Here is a 21,100-nt window from a genome sequence, read left to right on the forward strand (position 1 = left end):
TCCCCCGATAACCGAAGCGGTTCACGTTTTTTTCATCTGAAAGGGAGTAGAGTAAGCAATCACCAAGTTGATGTTTTTATTGAAAAAGCCCCTACGGGTGATGGAATGGCCTGGTGCCCTTAACCCTCGGTGGAACGCCATGATGAAGAAAAATGCGATTGCCCTGACCCTGGCCAGCCTGTTGGCGCTGCCAGTGTTTATCCCCTCCGATGCCTGGGCGGCCCCTGTGCGCTCCCTGCAAAAGGAGCAAAATTACGATCAGTACATCAGCAAGCGCCAGGTGGTTGATCAACTGCTGGCGGATGCCTGGCAGGTCTTCAAGTCGCCGGCTCGTATCTCCACTGCCGGTTTCACCGCCAAGATGCCAAGCAACATGGAGCAGGTCACAGAGCTGCTGCTGCAGGCCTATCAGCTCGAACCCTACCGCACCGATCTGCTGATCTCGGCAGCCAACGCCCAGATTTACAACGGCAACGTGGACAAGGCCATCACTCTGTTCGAGCAGGGTCTCAGCACGGCACCAGACGATCTGGATTTGAACACCTATCTCGCCACCTGGCAGCGGTTCAAAGGCAATCAGGGCAAGGCTGATGACTATTTCAAACGGGTGAGCGAGCTCAACAGCGGCCGCGCCGCCGACCTGAAAGGCATCTTCGACACCATAGACAGAGTCAATGCCACTCCACTCAAGGAACGTCAGGGACGGGAAAAGAAAAAGGGGCGGCAAGCCATCGTCACCCTGGGGTATGCCCTCAACCCGGATGGCAGCATGCACGAGATCCTGCTGGGCCGACTGGAGACCACCCGCTCCCTGGCACAGGCCAATCCGGCTGCGCTGATCATACTGACAGGTGGCGTGCCCCAGAACCGCCAGACCGAAGGCAAGCTGATGGCCGACTGGCTGGTAAAGAAAGGGGTAGATCGCTCGCGCATCATTGAGGAGAACTACGCCACCAGCACGGTGGAAAATGCCCTCTACAGCGGCTATGCCCTGGCCCGTCACCAGATCCAGTATGCGACCCTGGTGAGCTCCGCCAGCCACGTTCGCCGTGGCCAGACCCTGCTGGAGATCGCCTGCTGGCAGAGCGGTCCCACCGGGATCCAGATAGACAGCGTCAGCTACCCGGACAAGCCGCTCTCGGCACTGGCCAAGGTGAGCGACAGCGAACTGCTCGGCATCTACCGCGATGCGCTGCGCACCTATGGCCTCTGGAGTTACCGCTCCGCCCCCCTGCTGGAGCGCTAATCGCCAGCACCCGGCCAGAAAATAAAAATGCCCACTTCATGAGTGGGCGTTTTTATTTTTTCCGCTCTCACCCGGGTGGCGACAGCTCACTATTATCTTATTTACCATCCACAGGAAGAGGCCGCTAGGGTGGCGAAAAGGCAACCAAAATACAGAATGCAACAGCCGCCAGCAGATAGCGGCTATCATCAAGTCGCCTATATTTAAAACTATATTAGCAACCTGGCAGACAAGGTAACGAAACCCACAAAAAACACCTAACCAATTGTTTAATTATACCTTTTAAATCTCTGATGCAGGGATGAGTAAATTGAAAATAATGGCTCTGCACACAACAGTTACTATCTATCTTATTATTTAATGTCTTTCATTTATTTTTGATATAAACAACAGCAATATTTTCACACAATTAATCGCTGCGCTTCATCTCGTTCATTCGCTTACCATCCGTTTGTTCAGGCAATACGATGGAAACAAACGATGAAATACACGCTGATGATCTCTCTACTGGCACCCACCCTGTTGGCGGGCTGCGAACTGGAAAAGAAAGAGGATCCCCCCTTCAAGGGACAACATATCACCGCCGCCTATGACACAGGTGTCGTCTGTCGCCAATTGCAGCAAGAGTGGCAGCAAGATGACATCGCCAGTCAGCTCAGTTGCCACTACCTGACGGTACCGCTGGATTACGACAAGGAGTGGGTCGAGGTCAAACAGACCAAATGGGAGAAGCGCCCTGCACCCACCACAGCAACCTCCTTCCTTTCCGGCAACACGACTCGCTTCTCATCCCCTTCCTGGTCAGATAGCACAACCCGGTTCTCGACTCCCTCCTGGTCAAACGGCACCAACCTGGGTCAGGTCAAGCAGGAGACCCGCAAGGTCAAGGGTGACAGCATCGATCTCTTCTATGTGCACTATCGCGCCACCGGCGACTATCGCGGCACCCTCTTTTTCAACCCGGGCGGCCCCGATTCAGCAACCCCGAGGATGGGCCCCCTGCTCACCGCGCTGCGCAATGCCGATCCTGACATTCTCAGACATTACGATATCGTCACCATGGACCCCAGAGGGGCTGGTTACAGTGCACTCGGACACGAGCTCAGAAGCTGCCTGCTAAAAGACAAAAACGGCGTCAAACCTGACATGACCCCAAGTGAGCTCGCCAGATTATTCATTGAACGGGACAAGGGCGCCCTGCCGGCACTGAACAATAGCGGCGATCACGGCAAGGCTCTCAGCAAACTGATACAGGAGCGCTGCGACGAGCCATTTCGTCGTTATGCACCCCATCTGGGCTCCCAGGCCATAGTGCAGGACATGGATCGCCTGCGCCAACACCTGGGGCATGACAAGATCACCCCCCTCACCTTCTCCTACGGCACCCGCCTCGCAGCTCTCTACGCCCAGCGCTACCCGAGCCACGTGGCCGATGTGATCGTCGACTCTTCCATGTCTCCGAGCGAGGATCGCTATCCGGCCATCTTCCGGGAGGATGCCGCCAATGCGGGCCGAGTCTTCAACTGGCGCTTTGGCGCCCAGGCGCTGCAACGCAGCGTGGAGGTGACCCGGCAGGTGCGCGACAAGGGCCAGTATGTCGATAACCAAGGCAATACTCTGGATCACAAGCAGTGGGAGGCGGTCATGGGAGATGCGCTCACCGGGCAAGAGGGCTACGACCAGCTGGCGTTCTGGCTGCAGGACGATGCCAGCGAACTGCTGGCTCGTCTCGCCAAAGAGCAAGAGGGGAACAATCCCTACGAGGAGATCATGGGCGGTCCCTTCTTCTCCGCCATTCACTGCACCGACAACGGCCAATCTTACCGCTGGCAGGATCTGGATCCGGAAGATGCCAGCTTCCAGGGTGCGGGGACTTTTATGCTGGATAACAGCTTCCATGCCTGTGCAGATTGGCCCTATCCCCGCAAGCCAGTGCCCACTGTGGACGCCGGAGAGATTGCGCTCCCAGCTGGATCATTGGCACTGGTACTGGTACTGGGGGCAGAGTATGACCCTATAACCCCTTTCAGCAATACGCGCCAGATGCAGGCCGCCTTTGGGCAGGCGGCCCGTCTGGTCAGAGTCGAGCAGAGCAGAGCAGAGCAACTTCCATGTTCAGCTGGGCAGTGTCCAATGTGCCAATCAGGCCCTCAGCACCCTGCTGCTGGGCGACAGGCAAACACTGATGCGGGAGCAAAGCTGCAAGGCTGATTGAGCACTTGCCCTGACTCATAAAAAACCAAACAAGAAGCCCGCCGAATTGGCGGGCTTCTTTATTGATGGCACAAAGAGATCAGGCGGCGATCAACTGCTCCAGATCCTGGCGAGTGAGGCGCTTGGCATCGATTTTCACGTACACAGAGCGCTCTGCACTGGCCAGCATCACATCGCTCACCCCATCGCAGGCGCGGATCTTCTGCTCCAGCGCCGGACTCGCCTCCACACCTTCCGGCAGCACGATGCGCAGACTGCTTACATAGGGGGGCTCCTGCATGGTCAGGCTCACACCGAGCCAGATCAGGGCCAGCAGGGCGCAGCAACCAAACACCAGTGCACCGCCTCCCAGACTGTAAAAGAGCCCGCCCAGGCTGCCACCAAGAGCCACGCCAATAAACTGGCTGGTGGAGTAGACCCCCATGGCGGTGCCCTTGTGACCGGGGGGCGACTCCTTGCTGATGAGGGATGGCAACAGCGCCTCCATTACGTTGAAACCGATAAAGAAGAGCTGCAACCCGGCGAACAGGCCCCACAGCTGCAACCCGGCCTGCCACAGCACCACTTCGGCGATCAGCATCACCAGCACGCAGATCTGGAATACCCGCTTCATCTGGCGGTGCTTCTCGGCATAGATGATGAACGGCACCACGCTCACAAAGGCGACCAGCATGGTGACCAGATAGGCCTGCCACTGACTGTCGCGGGGCAGACCGGCCTGCTCCAGCAGTGGCGGCAATGCCACGAAGCTCGACATCAGCAGGGTATGGACGCACAAAATGCCGAGGTTGAGTTTGAGCAGGCGCGGGTTGGTAAGCACTGTGCGCATCCCTCCCCTGACCATGCTGGACTCGCGGTTGAGCAGATGACTGGTCGGCGTCGGCACCAGCCAGAGGGTGATGCCAATGCCCCCAAAGGCCAGCAAGGCTATCAGCCAGAACAGGCCGGAGAGCCCCAGCGCATGGGTAATCAGGGGGCCCGTCACCATGGCAATGGCGAAGGTGATGCCAAAGCTCACCCCGATAAAAGCCATCGCCTTGGTGCGGTTCTGCTCACGGGTGAGATCTGAGAGCAGCGCCATCACGGCGGCCGAGATGGCACCGCTGCCCTGCAAGGCGCGGCCGAGGATGACACCCCAGATGGAGTGAGTCAGTGCCGCGATCACGCTGCCCAACGCAAACATCAGCAGGCCGCCGACGATCAAGGGCTTTCTGCCGATGCGATCGGAGAGCAGGCCGAACGGGATCTGGAACAACGCCTGGGTCATGCCGTAGATGCCGATGGCCAGACCAATCAGGGCTTCGGAGGCGCCGGCCAGTGACATGCCATAGGTAGTCAGCACCGGCAGCACCATAAACATGCCGAGCATGCGCAAAGAGAAGACGGAGCCGAGCGCCCAGGTGGCGCGGCGCTCGCCCCTCGTCATGGTGAAATCATTCATAATGGCCTCGATAGGTCAAAGAGAGAGAAGAGAAAAGGGGCGGATGACAAGGCACGCCACACCCGAAAAAGCCGACAATGCGCCCCAAAGGGCGGGCCTCATAATAACAGAGCCGGGAAGGTTCCCGGCTCTGGATTCTATTGATTTTCCTGGGTTGCATCACAGCCTCGGGGGCTGGAGACACGGACCATCAGGGCAGCATGCTCACCAATACCGGCGTCGCGTCTGGCTGGAAGTCCACCGACATCATCACGCTCAGGCAAGTAATGGTGACGATGGAGAACATGAACAGCTTGCGGGCCCAGAGGGAGTCATCGACCGCCTGCTTGTAACCCGACAGCGCCATGCCCAGCCACCAGACGCTGACCGCAGTCGCCACGATCAGATACTTGTAACCGGCGTAACCGCCGAGGAACAGCATCAGGGTCGGCACCATGAAGGCCAGTATGTAGAGGGTGATGTGGTGTTTGGCCACGACAATCCCCTTCACCACCGGTAGTACCGGAATGTTGGCCGCCTGATAATCCTTGAAGCGGAAGATGGCAATCGCATAGGAGTGCGGCATCTGCCACAGGCTGAAGATCGCCAGCAGTATCAGGGCCCCCGAGTCGAACTGGCCGCTCACGGCACAGTAGCCGATGACGGGTGGCGCGGCACCCGAAAGGCTGCCAACCAGGGTGCCATAGACAGAATGGCGCTTCATGTAGAGGCTGTAGACCCCCACATAGACAATGAAGCCCAGCACCGCCAGCAAGGCGGCCAACGGATTGGCCGCCCAGTAGAGCAGTGCAATGCCCGCAACACCGAGCGCGCTCGCATACCAGAGCGAGACGCCGGGGGCGATAAGCCCCCTCACCAGAGCGCGGTTTTTGGTACGCTCCATGATGCAGTCGATGTCCCTGTCTATGTAGTTGTTGAACACACAACCGGAGGCCACCACCAGTGAGACACCGGCCATGGTCAGGATGAACAGGGGCACATCCAGGCTCCCCTTGGACGCCAGCAGGAATCCCCCGATAACCGAGATGAGGTTACCGAAGATGATGCCCGGCTTGGTCACTTGCAGGTATTGCTTCATCATCATTGCCAACCTGCTCAGTGAACCATCATGTTGATGTTGAGGTTGTACATGATCCACAGGGAACCCACGACCACGATGGCGATGATGAGCACGGTAAACACCAGTGCCACCAGGTTCCAGCGCTCCTCGGACGAGGTGTTCATGTGCAGGAAGTAAACCAGATGCACGAAGATCTGCACCACCGCCATGGCCACCACTGTGATCAGCATGGTCTGGTGGGTGAAGCCCCCGTCCATCACCATCCAGAACGGGATGGCTGTCAGTATGACTGACAGCACGAAGCCGATCAGATAGCTCTTGGCACTGCCGTGGCTGGCGCCATGATTGTCAACGCTATGAGTGCTCATTTACATTGCTCCCATCAGATAGACCACGGTAAACACGCAGATCCACACCACGTCCAGGAAGTGCCAGAACAGGCTCAGGCACATCAGACGGGAACGGGTGCGATCAGTCAGCCCCTTCTTGGCTACCAGCACCATCATGACGATCAGCCAGATGAGACCGCTGGTCACGTGGATGCCGTGAGTGCCAACCAGGGTGAAGAAGGCGGAGAGGAAGGCACTGCGATCCGGGCCATAACCCTCGGCAATAAGGTGATGGAATTCGTAGATTTCCATCGCGATGAAGCCGGCGCCCAGCACAAAGGTCACCAGCAGCCAGCCATTGACGGCAGCGGCACGGCCCTTGTTCATGGCCAGCATGGCAAAGCCGAAGGTGATGCTGCTAAACAGCAGCAGCATGGTTTCCGCAAACACGAACGGTAGTTCGAAAATATCCTTGCCGCTGGGGCCGCCGGCGGTGCCGTTGACCAGGACTGCATAGGTTGCAAATAGACATGCAAACAGGATGCAGTCACTCATCAGGTAGATCCAGAAACCGAATACCTTGTTGGCTCCGGCATCATGGTGCCCATGGTCATGGGCACCCTCGTGAGTGTGATGTAGAACGTCGGTCGCCATGGCGTCACGCCCCCTTGTTGATGTTGGCAAAATGCTGACCTTCGATGCGTTCGATCTCGTCAACCTGCACGTAGTAGTCCACATCATCGTTGAAGCTGTGGATGATCCAGGTGGCAATCATGGCGACGAAGGCGGCAATCGCCATCCACCAGATGTGCCAGATCATGGCAAAGCCGAACAGGGCACTGAAGCCTGCGATGATGACACCCGCCCCTGTGTTCTTGGGCATGTGGATCGGCGCATACTGCTTGGGCTGCTGATAGGCGGTGCCGTTTTGCTTGGCTTCCCAGAATGCATCCAGACCTGTGATGGTCGGCTCGATGGCGAAGTTGTAGAAGGGCGGCGGTGAAGAGGTCGCCCACTCCAGGGTACGGCCACCCCAGGGATCGCCAGTCAGATCGCGATTCTTCTCGCGGTCACGGATACTGACCACCACCTGGATCACCTGGCACAAGACGCCAATGGCAATCAGGCCGGCACCCACGGCGGCCACGACCAGCCAGGGATGGAAGGCCGGATCCAGCTGCTGGCTGACCCGACGGGTCATGCCCATGAAGCCCAGCACGTAGAGCGGCATGAAGGCCACGAAGAAGCCGACAATCCAGAACCAGAAGGAGCGCTTGCCCCAGGTTTCATCCAGGGTGAAGCCGAACGCCTTGGGGAACCAGTAGGTGATACCGGCGAAGCAGCCAAACACCACGCCGCCGATGATGACGTTGTGGAAGTGGGCGATCAGGAACAGGCTGTTGTGCAGCACGAAGTTCGCAGCCGGTACCGACAGCAGTACCCCCGTCATGCCACCTATGGTGAAGGTGATGATGAACCCTATGGTCCACAGCATGGGCGAGGTGAACTCGATGCGACCACGGTACATGGTGAACAGCCAGTTGAAGATCTTCACCCCGGTCGGGATGGAGATGATCATGGTGGTGATGCCGAAGAAGGCATTCACGTTGGCGCCGGACCCCATGGTAAAGAAGTGGTGCAACCAGACGATGAAGGAGAGCACTGTAATGGCGATGGTCGCCCACACCAGCGAGGTGTAACCGAACAACTTCTTCTTGCAGAAGGTCGCCACCACTTCCGAGAAAATCCCGAACACCGGCAGTACCAGGATATACACCTCGGGATGGCCCCAGGCCCAGATGAGGTTGATGTACATCATCATGTTGCCACCCATGTCATTGGTAAAGAAATGGGTGCCGAGGTAACGGTCAGCGGTGAGCAGTGCCACAGTGACGGTCAGGATCGGGAAGGAGGCGATGATCAAAATGTTGGCGCACAAGGCAGTCCAGGTGAACACCGGCAGACGCATCATGGTCATGCCGGGGGCGCGCATCTTGATGATGGTGGCGAAGAAGTTGACGCCGGTCAGCAAGGTACCCAGCCCCGAGATCTGCAGACTCCAGATCCAGTAATCCACCCCGACCCCCGGGCTGTATTCCAGACCGGAGAGTGGCGGATACGCCAGCCAGCCGGTCTGGGCAAACTCGCCGACCGCCAGGGAGACGTTGATCAACACAACGGCGGCGGCGGTGAACCAGAAGCTGATGTTGTTGAGGAAGGGGAAGGCCACATCACGGGCACCGAGCTGCAGCGGTACCACTATGTTCATCAGACCTATTACCAGCGGCATGGCCACGAAGAAGATCATGATGACACCGTGAGCGGTGAAGATCTGGTCGTAGTGGTGGGGCGGCAAAATGCCATCGCCACCGGCCGAGGCCATCACCTGCTGGGTACGCATCATCACCGCATCGGCAAAGCCGCGCAGCAGCATGATCATGCCGAGGATCAGATACATGACCCCCAGACGCTTGTGGTCGACCGAGGTGAACCACTCTTTCCACAGATACTGCCACTTGCCGAAATAGGTGATCAGCCCGGCAATGCCGAGGCCACCCAGAATGATACCGGCCACAGTCACCATGATGATGGGTTCATGGTACGGAATGGCATCGAGCGTTAATTTTCCAAACATCAGTTATTCCTCGGATCCCGCTTTCACAGAGTTGTCATCCGTCGGCATCGTCATATGCCCGGCATGATCCATTTGTGCGTCATGCGCCATGGCGTCATGGTTCATTGTTTGCTGATCCATGGTGGTGTGATCCATGGTCTCGCCGTGCGCCATCCCTTTATGCTCACCGTGGCCCATGTCACCCATGAACTTGTTGATCAGGTTGACGAACAGTGCCGGATCGGCGCTGGAGAAATACTCCACCGGATGGTATTCGGTCGGCTTGGCCAGGGCATCGAACTCCGCCATTGTGGTGAGCTGCTTGGGCGACTGTTTCACCTTGGCGACCCAGGCGTCGAAACCTGCCTGATCCTGCGTGGCGATGGCCTTGAACTTCATCCCGGAGAAACCGGCACCGCTATAGCTGCTGGAGATGCCGTCATATTTCCCGGCTTCATTGGCGATGAGATGCAGCTTGGTCTGCATACCGGCCATGGCATAAATCTGCCCGCCCAGTTTGGGAATGAAGAAGGAGTTCATGACGGTGTCAGACGTCACCCGGAAATTCACCGGCGTGTTGACCGGGAAGGCCAATTCATTGACCGAGGCAATCCCCAACTCCGGGTAGACAAACAACCATTTCCAGTCGAGGGAAATAACATCAACCAGGATCGGTTTGACCTCGGAATCGAGCGGCTTGTAAGGGTCCAGCTCGTGGGATGTTTTCCAGGTGATGGTCGCCAGAATGACGACGATAATGACGGGAACGGTCCAGACAACCGCTTCAATCTTGTTGGAGTGAGACCAATCCGGGGTATATTTGGCGTCGGTATTGGATGCCCTGTATTTACGGGCAAATACCACTGCCATAATAATCACAGGGATCACCACAATTAACATCAGCCCCAAGGCGGTTAATATCAGTGATTTCTGCTCCAGACCAATCTGCCCTTTGGGGTTCATCAACGCCATGTCGCAGCCGGTCAGCAAGCTGGCCGATGCGATCAACAGCAAAGCACCCAAGCCCCTCTTTAATTCAAAAGGTCTCATGCAGTGTCCTCATCATTCGCAGGCGTAAAGGTATAAAAAAAGCGCATCATTATATTGCATTGAGAATGGATGTAAACAAGGTGGGAAATTAATCTGCAAGTTGTTTTCTGTTTGGAGGTGACCTGTGATGTATGTTAATGCCTTGACAGTCGCCATTTTCATAATGACTGTGCAATTATTCACCAGCAACATTGATTTCATTTCAATCAGAATTAGCTCAGCAAGTGAACAGTCAGTTTTAAACCCTTTATTTAATGCGGTTAAATGACTTTTCCTGTATTTACATCAGCTGCAAGCGGCCCTGTTTTCAACAATGGAAATAACCACATAAAAAGCAGATATAAAGACTCTTACAGACCCTTAATTAATCAAAATACACTCAAGTTAATTCCATGCTCTTGGTGAGACTATATCCTGAACATACCTGTCTCATGCATTTCATCGGGTCTGCTTCATCACAACCGTCATCATCTTGTTTAATAAGTTATTATCAAACCCATGGACTCCATCCGGATATGGCGTTAGGTTGCGCCCCTTCGTTGCCAAGCCAGTAACGAAACCGACCCTATCCCATTCCCCATTTGACTCTTCATACCACAGGGATTGCCATGAGTATCACACGCAGAGACTTTCTCAACGGCGTAGCCATCACCATAGCGGCAGGCATCGCCCCCATCAATCTGTTGCAGGCGGCAGAGGGCGGCAAGGCGCTGGCCGACAAGACGCTTGCCTATCCGCCCGCCCTCACAGGGTTGCGCGGCAACCACCCGGGCTCCTTTGAACCGGCCCACAGCATAGCCCGCGACGGCAAGCAGTATGACTTCGCCAATGTTCCCCTCGAGGGGGAGTACGATCTGGTGATCGTCGGCGCCGGGATCAGCGGTCTGGCCGCCGCCTGCTTCTATCAACAGTTGCTCGGCGCGGATAAAAAGATCCTGCTGCTCGACAACCACGACGACTTTGGCGGCCACGCCAAGCGCAACGAATTCACCACGCCCGATGGCCTGCGGCTGGGTTACGGCGGCAGCGAATCCCTGCAATCGCCGCGCTCCGTCTACAGCCCCATCGCGCTCGGCCTGCTCAAGACGCTCGAGGTGAACATCGACGAACTGGCCGCCGGCTTCCAGCAGACCTTCTATCCGGATCTGGGCCTGAGCCGCGGCGTCTACTTCGACGAGAAGCACTTTGGCGTCAACAAGGTGGTGAGCGGTGACCCTGGCCACAACGTGGCCGACGACATCCCCCGGGATCGCCTCAACGGCCGCCCCCTGGCCGAATTCATCGGTGACTTCCCGCTCGATGAGCGCGACCGTGCAGCCTTGCTGGCCCTGCACGAAGAGAAGATCGACTACCTCAGTGGCATGAGCCGGGAGGAGAAAGACCTCTGGATGACCCGCAACAGCTACACCAGCTTCCTGCGAGACAAGGTGGGCCTGAGCGAGCGTGCAATCACTTACTTCCAGCAGCGCACCAACGACTTCCAGGCAGTCGGTATCGATGCCACCGCCTGCGCCGATGCGCGCCTCTGTGCCCTGCCTGGCTTCGACGGGCTGGATCTCACTCCTCTCGATGCCGAGGAGCAGGCAGAGCTGGACGATCCCTACATCTTCCACTTCCCGGATGGCAACGCCGGCCTCACCCGCCTGATGGTACGCAAGCTGATCCCTCAGGTGGCGCCGGGCCACACCATGCAGGATGTGGTACTGGCCAAGTTTGACTACGGCAAGCTCGATCTGCCGGAACACAAGGTGCAACTGCGCCTTGGCAGCACGGCGCTGCAGGCGAAGAACATCCGCCGCACCGATGGCAGCACTGGGGTGGATGTCACCTACATCAAGGAGGGCAAACTCCATAGGGTACGGGCCAAACAGTCAGTCATGGCCGGCTACAACATGATGATCCCCTACATGGTGCCCGAGATGGCAGAGCCCCAGAAAGAGGCGCTGCGCCAGAACGCCAAGGCGCCGCTGGTCTACACCAAGGTGGTGATCAAGAACTGGCAATCCTTCGTCAAGCTGGGAGTGCACGAGGTCTACTCCCCCGCGGCGCCCTACAGCCGGGTCAAGCTGGACTACCCGGTCAACCTCGGCGGCTATGAGCATCCCAAGAATCCGGATCAGCCCATGTGTCTGCACATGGTCTATGTGCCGACCCTGCCGGGCAGCGGCCTCTCGGCTCGCGAACAGTCCCGCAAGGGACGCGCCATGATCCTCGGCATGCCGTTCGAGCAGCACGAACAGATGATCCGCGAACAACTGCAGGGAATGCTGGGCAGCGCTGGTTTCAACCATGAGCAGGACATCCTCGCCATCACGGTCAACCGCTGGTCCCACGGCTACTCCTACATCACCAATACCCTGTTTGATGACGAGGCGCAGTGCGAAAAATGGATTGAGCTGGGTCGTCAGCCCATCGGCAACATCACCATCGCCAACTCCGACTCCGACTGGAGCCCCTACGCCCACTCCGCCATCGATCAGGCCTGGCGCGCGGTCAACGAGCTGGTCGCCATGCAAAAAGGAGGTGCCCAATGATCCGCACCCTGTCACTGACCGCCACCGCCCTGCTGGCAGCCATGGCGGCCCAACCCGCGCTGGCGGGCTCCGCCATGTCGGCAGGCGAGTATATTTCCAAGCTGGGGGATTGCGCCGCCTGCCACACCAGCGAGGCCAGTGCCCCGCTTGCCGGTGGCAAGGGCTTCCCGACTCCCATAGGCACAGTGTTCGCCACCAACATCACCCCTGACAAGACCCACGGCATCGGCAACTACAGCCTGCCGGAGTTCATCAAGGTGATGCGCGAAGGGGTGGCCAGGGATGGTCACCAGCTCTATCCGGCCATGCCCTACACTGCCTACGCCAAGATGAGCGATAAGGATCTTGAAGATCTCTATCACTACCTGATGAAGGAGGTTCCCCCGCTGGCGGTGGCCAACAAGGAGAGCGACATCCCCTGGCCGCTCAATATGCGCTGGCCGCTGATGGGCTGGAACTGGCTCTATCACGATGACAGTCGCTTCACCCCGGTAGCGGGCAAGAGCGAGCAGTGGAATCGCGGCGCCTATCTGGTGCAGGGTGCCGGTCACTGTGGCAGCTGCCACACCCCGCGCGGGCTCGGCATGCAGGAAAAGGCCCTGACCGAGGCAGACCCCCTCTATCTGAGCGGTGCAACGCTCGATGGCTGGTATGCCCCCAATATCCGCGGTGCCCGGTACGACAAGCAGGCGATCATCGATCTGCTGAAAACCGGCCTCAGCCAGCATCAGGCCGTTTCTGGCCCCATGGCGGAAGTGATCACTCACAGCAGCCAGTACTTCAGCGACGCCGATCTGGCCAGCATCGCCACCTATCTCACCGAGCTCAGTGACGACACGCCGGTGAGCAAGGGCAACCGGGCCTACGCCAGCGCGGGCGGCAAGGCAGACTACGCCATGTACTGCTCGACCTGTCACGGGGTCAACGGTGAGGGCAATGACCACGTCATTCCTTCACTGGTGGGCAACCAGACTGTGCTGGCCGATGACCCCTCCAGCCTGCTCAACGTGCTGCTGCACGGCGCCGAGACCCCGATCACTCAGGGCCATCTCGGCTACCACATGCCAGGTTATGGCTGGACCCTCAACGACGAGCAGATGGCCGAGCTGGCCAATACGCTGCGCGCCTCCTGGGGCAATGAAGGAGCCGCCATCAAACCGGCAGCCGTCAAGGCCCAACGCGAGCTGCACGAGTAGCACGACCGCGGATCTTCGCCATAAAAAACGGGCCTCCCATGGAGGCCCGTTTGCTGTGTGCCAGCAGGGCGTCAGCCCTTGCGGGACTTGGGACCTTGGGTAGACACAGCTGATTGGTGGTAATCGGCATAAGGGAAGATATTGCGAAAACGCTGGGCGACTGGCTCAGGGATCGAACGGGAGAAGACCAGCTTGACCCCGTGCCCGTCCCGCTGACCCAGGATGCGGCCCCGCACGGGATCGTGGTGCAGGATCTACCGGGCCTGGGCCAAAAACGCGGGGGATACCTTGCCCCGCTTGACCACCACCTTGTCCGCTTGCAACCGGATCTCGAACAGGGCTCCCCGCCCCAGCGTCATCAACCACCCGATCAGGGCAATTGCCACCAACAAGGATAACCAGGCCATCTCTTCCCTCCTAACGATTCAGTGTCAGCACGTCACTCCAGGCTATTTCCACCCCCGCTGACGTCTTGCTGTCAGACAGTATAAGCGGCCCCATTGCCGGAATGTTTGGTGCGGATCACAGCCGTCGACTCACCTTGCGTTCAGTCACCTACACAGGTCAGCAATCCTTGCCCCAGGCCACCAGGGTGTCGCGATAGAGCGCCAGCAGCGCCTGATCCCGCACCGCCACCCCCACATGCTGGGCACGATAGTCGGCCCAGCCGTCATGAGGATGGGATTTGTCATCGAACTTTTGCAGGGTATGACCGATGGCGGGGCCACTGTTGATCACCCGCACAGGCCCCTTTCTCAGGGTGAACAGAGTCGGATCGATCACGTAGGCGATGGCGGAGGGATCATGTACGTGGCAACCATCCAGGCCGATGCGCTCCGAGTAGAAGCGCAGATAGAAGCGGCTCACCTCCCACAGGAAGCGGCCCGGCTCGCCCGCCTCATCGCGCAGCGCATCCAGATAGCCACTGCTGAAGAAGCTCTGCTGGGTCACATCCAGCCCTATGATCACCACGGGCCAGTTGGCGGTAAACACCCGGTCGGCGGCATCGGGATCGTCGTGGATATTGGCCTCGGCATAGGGGGTCACGTTGCCGCGATGACCGTTGACGCCAAAGGCACCGCCCATCACCACCACCTGCTTCACCAACCCGGTGATCTCCGGTGCCTCCTGCAGCGCCAGGTTGGTGAGCGGCCCAATGGTAACCAGGGTGATCTCGCCGGGGGCGGCTTTTACCGCGTCGACTATGTATTGCCACGCCGGGCGGGTATCCGGGGCGAGACTCACCTCCCCGGCCTCGACATCGCCGAAACCACTCGGGCCGTGCACGACAGTGGTCGGCCCCACGGGATCGCGCAGCAGCGGCGCGGCCGCGCCCTGGGCGACATCTGCCTTCATGCCGTACTTCTGCTTGAGCCAGAGTGCATTGCGGGTGCCATTGTCGATGGTGGCGTTGCCAAAGACGGTAGTGATGGCGATGAGATCGATGGCGGGGTGCGCCTCGGCAAACAGAATTGCCATGGCGTCGTCGATACCCGGGTCGGTATCCAGAATGATTTTGTGGCTCATAGGGCCTCCAGACAACAACGGAGCTGCCAGTGTAACGACACCCTGCCCGTTTAACAGCGCTGTGATCACACCCTGACGATTGCCTTCCCCTAGACCGGGTCGAGTGGCGTCTTCTTGAGCAGAACGGGTGGCAGAGACAGGCCGGTAACCTGACAGCCGGCCTGCGCAGCGAAAGAGTGCTGAAATAGTGGGCAACCGGACGGCCGCGGATAGCTGCCGCCTTGTGAGCCGCCGTGCGGAATGGTATCACTTGGCCTCATTGACCACTTCTCTCATCCATCTGCCGAGGCGCCATTGTGATCACCCTGATTAAAGAGTCGGACCAGCTGAAGATGCCCTGGAAGAACAAGCAGGGCACCACAGCCCAGATCCTCATCTCTCCCAAGGGAGCGACTCTGGACAAACTCGACTTTGACTACCGGCTGAGCTCTGCCCCCATCAAGGAAGCCGGTGTATTCTCCCGGTTCCCGGGTTACCAGCGCATCCTGCTGCCCGTCAGCGGCGCCGGCTTCGTGCTCAACGGCCATCCTTACGCCACCCTTGAAGCGGCCCATTTCAGCGGGGATGACGAGACCCACTGCGCCTTGCTGAAAAAAGAGGTGACGGATCTGGGGCTCATCTACGATCCCTCGCGCATCAGCGCCAACGTACGGGTGCTCAATCTGCCGTTTCCCCTCACCCTGACCCTGGAGGCCGACAAAACCTACCTCTGCCATCTGCTGAGCGGTCAGCTCACGGTGCAGGATCGGGCCTTGGCGGTCAACGACACCCTGGTGGTGACCGGTGAGGAGAGCATACGGCTGGAGTGCCAGAAGAAGACCGCCATCGCCTTCTTTACCCTGCAAGCCAGATAAGAGAGAGGCCCGCGCAGGCCATTGGAGACGGGATCAACGTTTGGGAGCTCGGCCACCGCTGTCGAGACAGGCCTGCATGGTGTCGTAGGGGACATAGTGCTTGGTGCGGCTGTAGTAGGTGCCGCCCTGGGGGTGGCAGATGCCGTTGCGGCTCTTCTTGACCGGGGGCTCTGCCGCCAGCGCCAGAGCGCACACCAGCATCAGGCAACAGCTGACAACCCATTTGACTGCTCTCATCTCACATCCATTCAGTGTCCGGGCCAGCAGGCCTCGCTTGCAGCCTATTTTATCTCGTCCAAGGCGCGGCCACTCCTTGCCAGATCACGAAATGAACCATTTATTCAATCGCTTGGCTCATCTACATCCGCGATCGACACAAGATTTTCGCATCATAAAAAAAGCCGGGGCAGCCCGGCTTTTTTCTTCATGACGACCAGAACAAGCGGCTTAGCCGATCTTGAAGCTGCCCTTCATCATGGCGAAGTGGCCGGGGAAGGAGCAGAAGAAGGTAAGGTCTTTACCGGCAAGACCGTCGGTTTTGAAGGTCACGCTGGTGCTCTCGCCGCCGCCAATCATCTTGGTGTGGGCCAGCACCCGCGGATCATCCTTGGGCAAATAGTTGTTGTCGGCACCGGCGCTCATGCCGGCGGTGGCGACAGCCTGATAGTCGGCGGTGTTCGACAACGCCCAGTTGTGGCCCATGGCGGTCACCGGCATCTTGCCGGTGTGGTTGAGGGTCACTGTCACCTCTTTGCAGGTCGCCGGTACGCTCATCTCTTTGAGGTTGTACTGCATGGCATCATTGCCTTCGATGACCAACGCGCACTCATCGGCCAGGACCGGGGCCGCCAGGGTGCTCAGAAACAGCAGGGTGATCGCCTTTTTCATCATCTTCTCCTTTGATTGGCAATAGATGGCAACACAATTGCCTCAGGCTGTGATCCACAACGGGCAAAGATGCTGTCAAAATCGACCTTATTCTACTCAAGTGTTGTCAATCGGCTATGGCTTTAGTGCAAAGCTGCGGGTCAAGTCACCAGATTGAGCTTATTAACAACAGACCTTGAGCCTGAATGGATACGCATCGGCCTCGTCATAGGCCCACCTGTGTTTAATTTTGTCCGCGATTTTGTGTGCCAGACGCTCGCCACCTGAAAGCCTCTTGGCTAAGCTGGCGACCCTATGGCACAACGCCCTGTTTGAGATAGAGATATTGCTTATGTCGTTCACCTTTGTGTCGGCCCTGCGTGGCCTGCTGTTACCTATGGTGCTGATGTTGACGGCCTGCCAGCCAGCCCCCACCCAGACCCGCATTCAGGGTAAAACCATGGGCACCTACTATGTGGTGACGGTGAACGATCCCTATCCGGGCGGTGAGGCGGCGCTGCAGCGTGAACTTGATACCTTGCTGGCGCGGATGAACAAGGAGATCTCCACCTATGACAAGAGCTCCCTCATCTCCCGCTTCAACCAGGGACCAGCCCGGGTGCCCATGATGATTCCGGCCACCATGGCAACCATAGTGCAACAGGGCATTGATACGGGACACCTCACTCGGGGCAAGCTGGATGTCACAGTGGGCCCTCTGGTCAACCTCTGGGGATTCGGGCCGGACATGCGCCCGCTCAAGAAACCCAGTGACGCGCAGATCGCCAAGGCGCGTCAGATAGTGGGTATCGACAAGCTGACCCTGACCCCGCAGGGAGACCACTTCCTGCTCAGCAAGGCAATCCCGGATCTCTACCTCGATCTCTCTACCCTGGGGGAAGGCGCCGCATCGGATGAAATAGCCGTGTTGCTAGAGAGCAAGGGCGTCCACAACTACCTCATCGAAGTGGCAGGCGCCGTGCGCAGCAAAGGCAACAACAGCAAGGGCAAGCCCTGGCGCGTCGCCATTGTCAAACCGGCGGATCAACCCGGCGCCTTCTCCGATGTTGTGACCCCCAATGGCATGGCCCTCAGCACCGCAGGCAGCTATCGCAACTACTACGAGCTCGATGGCCAGCGTTACTCCCACATTATCGACCCGGAGACAGGCGCCCCCGTGACCCACAAACTGGTCTCCGCCAGCGTGATTGCCAACACTGCGCTGGAGGCTGATGCCCTCGATACAGCGCTCATGGTGATGGGGCCCGATCAGGCAATGGCCTTCGCCAAAGAACACCAGCTGGCGGCCTATCTCATCATCAAGACGGAGCAAGGCTTTACCGCGAAATTCACTCCCCAGTTTGCCCCTTATCTGGTGCAAGAAAAGCCATAAGCCATATGGCCCCGCTGAAAAACAGCGGGGCCAGCCCATGTTCAATTACCTGTCTGCGCGCTTTGGTGGCACACTTCTGTTATCCGCCCGTAGCGCCTTGACCCTGACAGATGCAGACACCGGAACCCGAAGCAGAGAAAAAAGCCCAGCCCAAGCCCAAACGCATCTTGCTGGTCAACGAACAGCGATCCTTTCAGGTGATGATGAAGGCCATGTTGATCAACCTGGGCATCAATCGCATCACCTATGTCAATTCGGCCGAGGAAGCCCGGCGTCGCTGTCAGAAAGAGACTTTTGACATCTATCTGCTCGACTACGAACTAGGAGGCGGCGAGAACGGGCGTCAACTGCTGGAAAGCCTGCGGGATCAGAATCTCATCCCCCCCCAGAGCGTGGTGATCATGGTGAGCGCTGACAGCTCCCGCGCCATGGTGCTGAGCGCGCTGGAGGCCGAGCCCGACGAATACCTGATGAAGCCCTTCTCCCAAGAACAGTTCTCCTTTCGCCTCAAGCGTGCCCTCGCCCGCCGTCATGCGCTGGAGAGCGTCTTCACAGCCCTTGCCAAGGACGATCTGCCTGCTCTGCTGGCCATCTGCGCCGAGCGAGCCGATGCGGTGCCGCGCTTTGCCAACTTCTGCCGCTGCCTGCAAGCCGATACCCAGCTCAAGCTGGGGCAAGCCAAGGAGGCTCGCAGCCTGATGCGCCAACTGCTGGCCGGGCAAGAGAACAGCTGGGCAAGGCGTGCCACACCCTGGGCCTGAACGAGGAGGCAGTGAGCCACCTGCAGGCAACCCTCAAGAATACCCCGCTGATGGTGGAGGCCCACCTCTGGCTGGCGGAATCCCAGCTGGCCCTTGGAAATGGCGAACTGGCCCAGCAGGAGCTCAGGCGAGCGGTGGATATCTCACCCCAGTCGGTGCAGCTCTCCCGTCGGCTGGCAGAGGTGTGTCTGCTGCGTCACGACTACGCCCAGGCCAAGGATGTATTGCTGTCCCTCATCGACCTGTCGCGCAACTCCATCCATCGCACCCCCCACTACCTGGGGGCCTATATTCAGACCCTGACCCTGTACGCCCTCAACAGCAACGACAGCTACCACATCGCCAATCTGCAAAAACAGGTGAATTCGGCCCTGTCTCGCATCCGCGATTCGCTGATGATGGCGGAGTTCAACTATCCGGTGTTCGAGCAGATCTGCCAGGCCAGGGTGCAGATCGCCCTGGGGGAGCTGCTCAAGGGCAAGAAGATGCTCTATCGCGCCAACCAGAACTGGCTCGATCAACCGGCCACCATGCCCCCCAGCCTGCTGGGCGAGACCATACTGGCGCTCTACCAGCTCGGCGAGTTCGAATACGCCGAGAGCCTGCAGGCACTGCTGGCGGAGGATGAAGACAGGCTGCTTACCACCTGCATCCAGGCCACCCGGGATGACAAGACGGTGCTGGAGCGACGCCAGCGTTACCAGCAGCTCAACGAACTGGGTATCAAGGCCTATCAGAGCGGTGAGCTGGAGCAGGCCCTCGGCCACTTTCGCGAGGCCCTGCGCCGCGCCCCTGCCAATACAGGCGCCGCTCTCAACAAGATCCAGGTGCTGCTGCAACTGATGCAGAAGAATCGCAAGAGCCCGGAGTTTGGTGCCGAGTGCAAGGAGACGCTGGAGGTGCTGGACGGCATACCGCTCAATCCCGCCCAGCAGGATCGTTTTCGCAAACTGCGTCAGGAGTTTACCCAGCTCAGCTGACCCGGAAGCGGCTCCTCTCGCCTATGCTGATACAGACTCGGCGAGGGGAGGAAAACCGCAATGGCGATGTGTCGATATCTGGTGGCGGACGGGCGTCACTGCAGCGAGGAGGCAGGGGAGCACGAGCTGTGCCGCTGGCACGATCCCCACGCCGATCATCAGGCCCCCCAGACGGCTCATGAGCTTGAGCACTACATTCATCAAGGCGGTCTGTGCCACGGCCTGCAACTGGCCCGTGCCAACCTGGCCGGGCTCAATCTGGTGAAGAAGGGGGCACCGCAGGGCTTCTTGCTGGAGCAGTGCAACTTCTATCGGGCCAACCTGCAAGGTGCCCACCTCTATGGCATTCGCATCAAGGGCGGCAGCCTGATGAAGGCGGATCTCAGTGACGCCAACCTCCACTGCGCCGAACTCGACAACGTCAATCTGCTCGGCATCCGCTGGCACAACACCCGCCTCGACAACCTCAATACCGGCAAACGACTGATGCAGGAGCGGCGCGGACGCAGCGAGCGGGATCCGGCGCAAGCCCGCATCTGGTTCAAGGAGGCGGAAGAGACCTACCGGGATCTGCGCAAGGCCTCGGAGGCGCAAGGCATCTTCACCATGTCCGGCCGCTACATACAGCGAGAGCTCACCATGCGCCGCCTTCAGTTGCCACTCTGGTCAATCCAGAGGTTCACCTCCTGGATCGTCGATCTCTTCTGCGGCTACGGCGAGGCGCCGATGCGGGTGGTGCTCTTCTCCCTGCTGCTCATCTTCATCTGCAGTATCTTCTACTTCTTCTTCGGCCTGAACTTCCAGGGGGAGTACCTCATCTACCAGCCCGGCGCCGCCTTCGAGGCCTTTACCGGCAGCTTCACGCTGGCGCTGTTTGTGGTGGTGTTCGTGAAAAAGATGACACGGTGAGTGGCTCCGCCCTCCCCGGCCAGCGTTCGCGCCGGGGCAAGCTCCCACGCAAGCGGGGCCAAGCCGGCCCCTGAACTTGCATCCGCAGCAGATTCCTAGTCCAATAGCGACTTATAAAAATGACA

The 21,100-nt window shown here is 58.8% G+C and carries 16 protein-coding genes and 2 pseudogenes; 8 read left to right on the plus strand and 10 right to left on the minus strand.

All coding sequences use genetic code 11. The annotated features are described in order from the left end of the window. The first annotated feature begins 142 nt into the window (after window positions 1-142). Both AXW79_RS08960 and AXW79_RS08965 read left to right on the plus strand, forming a co-directional pair. Window positions 143-1,246, plus strand: coding sequence for a YdcF family protein (locus AXW79_RS08960; RefSeq protein WP_005312718.1), 1,104 nt, complete (start codon window positions 143-145; stop codon window positions 1,244-1,246). Window positions 1,247-1,726: 480 nt separating this feature from the next. After that, complete coding sequence (locus AXW79_RS08965) at window positions 1,727-3,457, plus strand: alpha/beta fold hydrolase (protein WP_005312715.1); 1,731 nt, start codon at window positions 1,727-1,729, stop codon at window positions 3,455-3,457. Between the two features lie 82 nt (window positions 3,458-3,539). Here the strand turns inward: AXW79_RS08965 and AXW79_RS08970 are convergent, their stop codons facing one another. From AXW79_RS08970 to cyoA, 6 genes are all read right to left on the minus strand, one after another. After that, complete coding sequence (locus AXW79_RS08970; RefSeq protein ID WP_005312712.1) at window positions 3,540-4,901, minus strand: MFS transporter; 1,362 nt, start codon at window positions 4,899-4,901, stop codon at window positions 3,540-3,542. A 190-nt stretch (window positions 4,902-5,091) separates the two neighbouring features. Further along, window positions 5,092-5,985, minus strand: a complete 894-nt coding sequence (gene cyoE / locus AXW79_RS08975) for a heme o synthase (RefSeq protein ID WP_005312708.1) — start codon at window positions 5,983-5,985, stop codon at window positions 5,092-5,094. 11 nt (window positions 5,986-5,996) lie between these two features. Then, window positions 5,997-6,329: a cytochrome o ubiquinol oxidase subunit IV gene (locus AXW79_RS23430; protein ID WP_005312705.1), complete on the minus strand. Its 333-nt coding sequence runs from the start codon at window positions 6,327-6,329 to the stop codon at window positions 5,997-5,999. After that, window positions 6,330-6,944, minus strand: coding sequence for a cytochrome o ubiquinol oxidase subunit III (locus tag AXW79_RS23435; RefSeq protein ID WP_005312702.1), 615 nt, complete (start codon window positions 6,942-6,944; stop codon window positions 6,330-6,332). A gap of 4 nt (window positions 6,945-6,948) precedes the next feature. Continuing rightward, window positions 6,949-8,925: a cytochrome o ubiquinol oxidase subunit I gene (cyoB, locus tag AXW79_RS08990; RefSeq protein ID WP_005312699.1), complete on the minus strand. Its 1,977-nt coding sequence runs from the start codon at window positions 8,923-8,925 to the stop codon at window positions 6,949-6,951. A gap of 3 nt (window positions 8,926-8,928) precedes the next feature. Further along, window positions 8,929-9,954 carry a cytochrome o ubiquinol oxidase subunit II gene (gene cyoA / locus AXW79_RS08995; protein WP_011898946.1) on the minus strand — a complete coding sequence of 342 codons (1,026 nt, stop codon included), beginning with the start codon at window positions 9,952-9,954 and terminating at the stop codon, window positions 8,929-8,931. Window positions 9,955-10,562: 608 nt separating this feature from the next. Here cyoA and AXW79_RS09000 point away from each other — a divergent pair. Both AXW79_RS09000 and AXW79_RS09005 read left to right on the plus strand, forming a co-directional pair. Next, window positions 10,563-12,488 carry an NAD(P)-binding protein gene (locus AXW79_RS09000; RefSeq protein WP_005312693.1) on the plus strand — a complete coding sequence of 642 codons (1,926 nt, stop codon included), beginning with the start codon at window positions 10,563-10,565 and terminating at the stop codon, window positions 12,486-12,488. Next, window positions 12,485-13,684, plus strand: a complete 1,200-nt coding sequence (locus tag AXW79_RS09005) for a c-type cytochrome (protein WP_005312690.1) — start codon at window positions 12,485-12,487, stop codon at window positions 13,682-13,684. The genes AXW79_RS09000 and AXW79_RS09005 overlap by 4 nt, the downstream gene beginning before the upstream one ends. Window positions 13,685-13,755: 71 nt before the next feature. On the opposite strand, the pseudogene AXW79_RS09010 reads toward AXW79_RS09005, so the two are convergent. Further along, window positions 13,756-14,091 (minus strand): annotated as a pseudogene (locus AXW79_RS09010) (DUF3634 family protein). Window positions 14,092-14,248: 157 nt separating this feature from the next. Beyond that, entirely contained in the window at window positions 14,249-15,211 is a 963-nt protein-coding gene (locus tag AXW79_RS09015; RefSeq protein WP_005312684.1) for a nucleoside hydrolase, read from the minus strand. Between the two features lie 296 nt (window positions 15,212-15,507). Here AXW79_RS09015 and AXW79_RS09020 point away from each other — a divergent pair, with 296 nt between their 5' ends. Further along, the gene (locus AXW79_RS09020) at window positions 15,508-16,065 is read left to right on the plus strand and encodes a HutD family protein (protein ID WP_005312681.1); all 558 of its coding nucleotides are present in this window, start codon (window positions 15,508-15,510) and stop codon (window positions 16,063-16,065) included. 33 nt (window positions 16,066-16,098) lie between these two features. Here the strand turns inward: AXW79_RS09020 and AXW79_RS09025 are convergent, their stop codons facing one another. Together AXW79_RS09025 and azu are read right to left on the minus strand one after the other, a co-directional pair. Then, window positions 16,099-16,302 carry a hypothetical protein gene (locus AXW79_RS09025; protein ID WP_005312679.1) on the minus strand — a complete coding sequence of 68 codons (204 nt, stop codon included), beginning with the start codon at window positions 16,300-16,302 and terminating at the stop codon, window positions 16,099-16,101. A 210-nt stretch (window positions 16,303-16,512) separates the two neighbouring features. Continuing rightward, window positions 16,513-16,953: an azurin gene (gene azu, locus AXW79_RS09030; protein WP_005312677.1), complete on the minus strand. Its 441-nt coding sequence runs from the start codon at window positions 16,951-16,953 to the stop codon at window positions 16,513-16,515. A 331-nt stretch (window positions 16,954-17,284) separates the two neighbouring features. Between azu and AXW79_RS09035 the strand changes: the two genes are divergently transcribed. The 3 genes and pseudogenes from AXW79_RS09035 (at window position 17,285) to AXW79_RS09045 (ending at window position 20,975) form a co-directional block, all read left to right on the plus strand. Further along, window positions 17,285-18,325, plus strand: a complete 1,041-nt coding sequence (locus AXW79_RS09035) for an FAD:protein FMN transferase ApbE (RefSeq protein WP_005312674.1) — start codon at window positions 17,285-17,287, stop codon at window positions 18,323-18,325. Window positions 18,326-18,435: 110 nt separating this feature from the next. After that, window positions 18,436-20,066, plus strand: a pseudogene (locus AXW79_RS09040) (response regulator). Window positions 20,067-20,126: 60 nt separating this feature from the next. Then, window positions 20,127-20,975, plus strand: a complete 849-nt coding sequence (locus AXW79_RS09045; RefSeq protein WP_005312671.1) for a pentapeptide repeat-containing protein — start codon at window positions 20,127-20,129, stop codon at window positions 20,973-20,975. The last annotated feature ends 125 nt before the right edge of the window (window positions 20,976-21,100 follow it).

This window comes from Aeromonas salmonicida subsp. salmonicida (genome assembly GCF_001643305.1).
Lineage (GTDB): Bacteria > Pseudomonadota > Gammaproteobacteria > Enterobacterales > Aeromonadaceae > Aeromonas > Aeromonas salmonicida.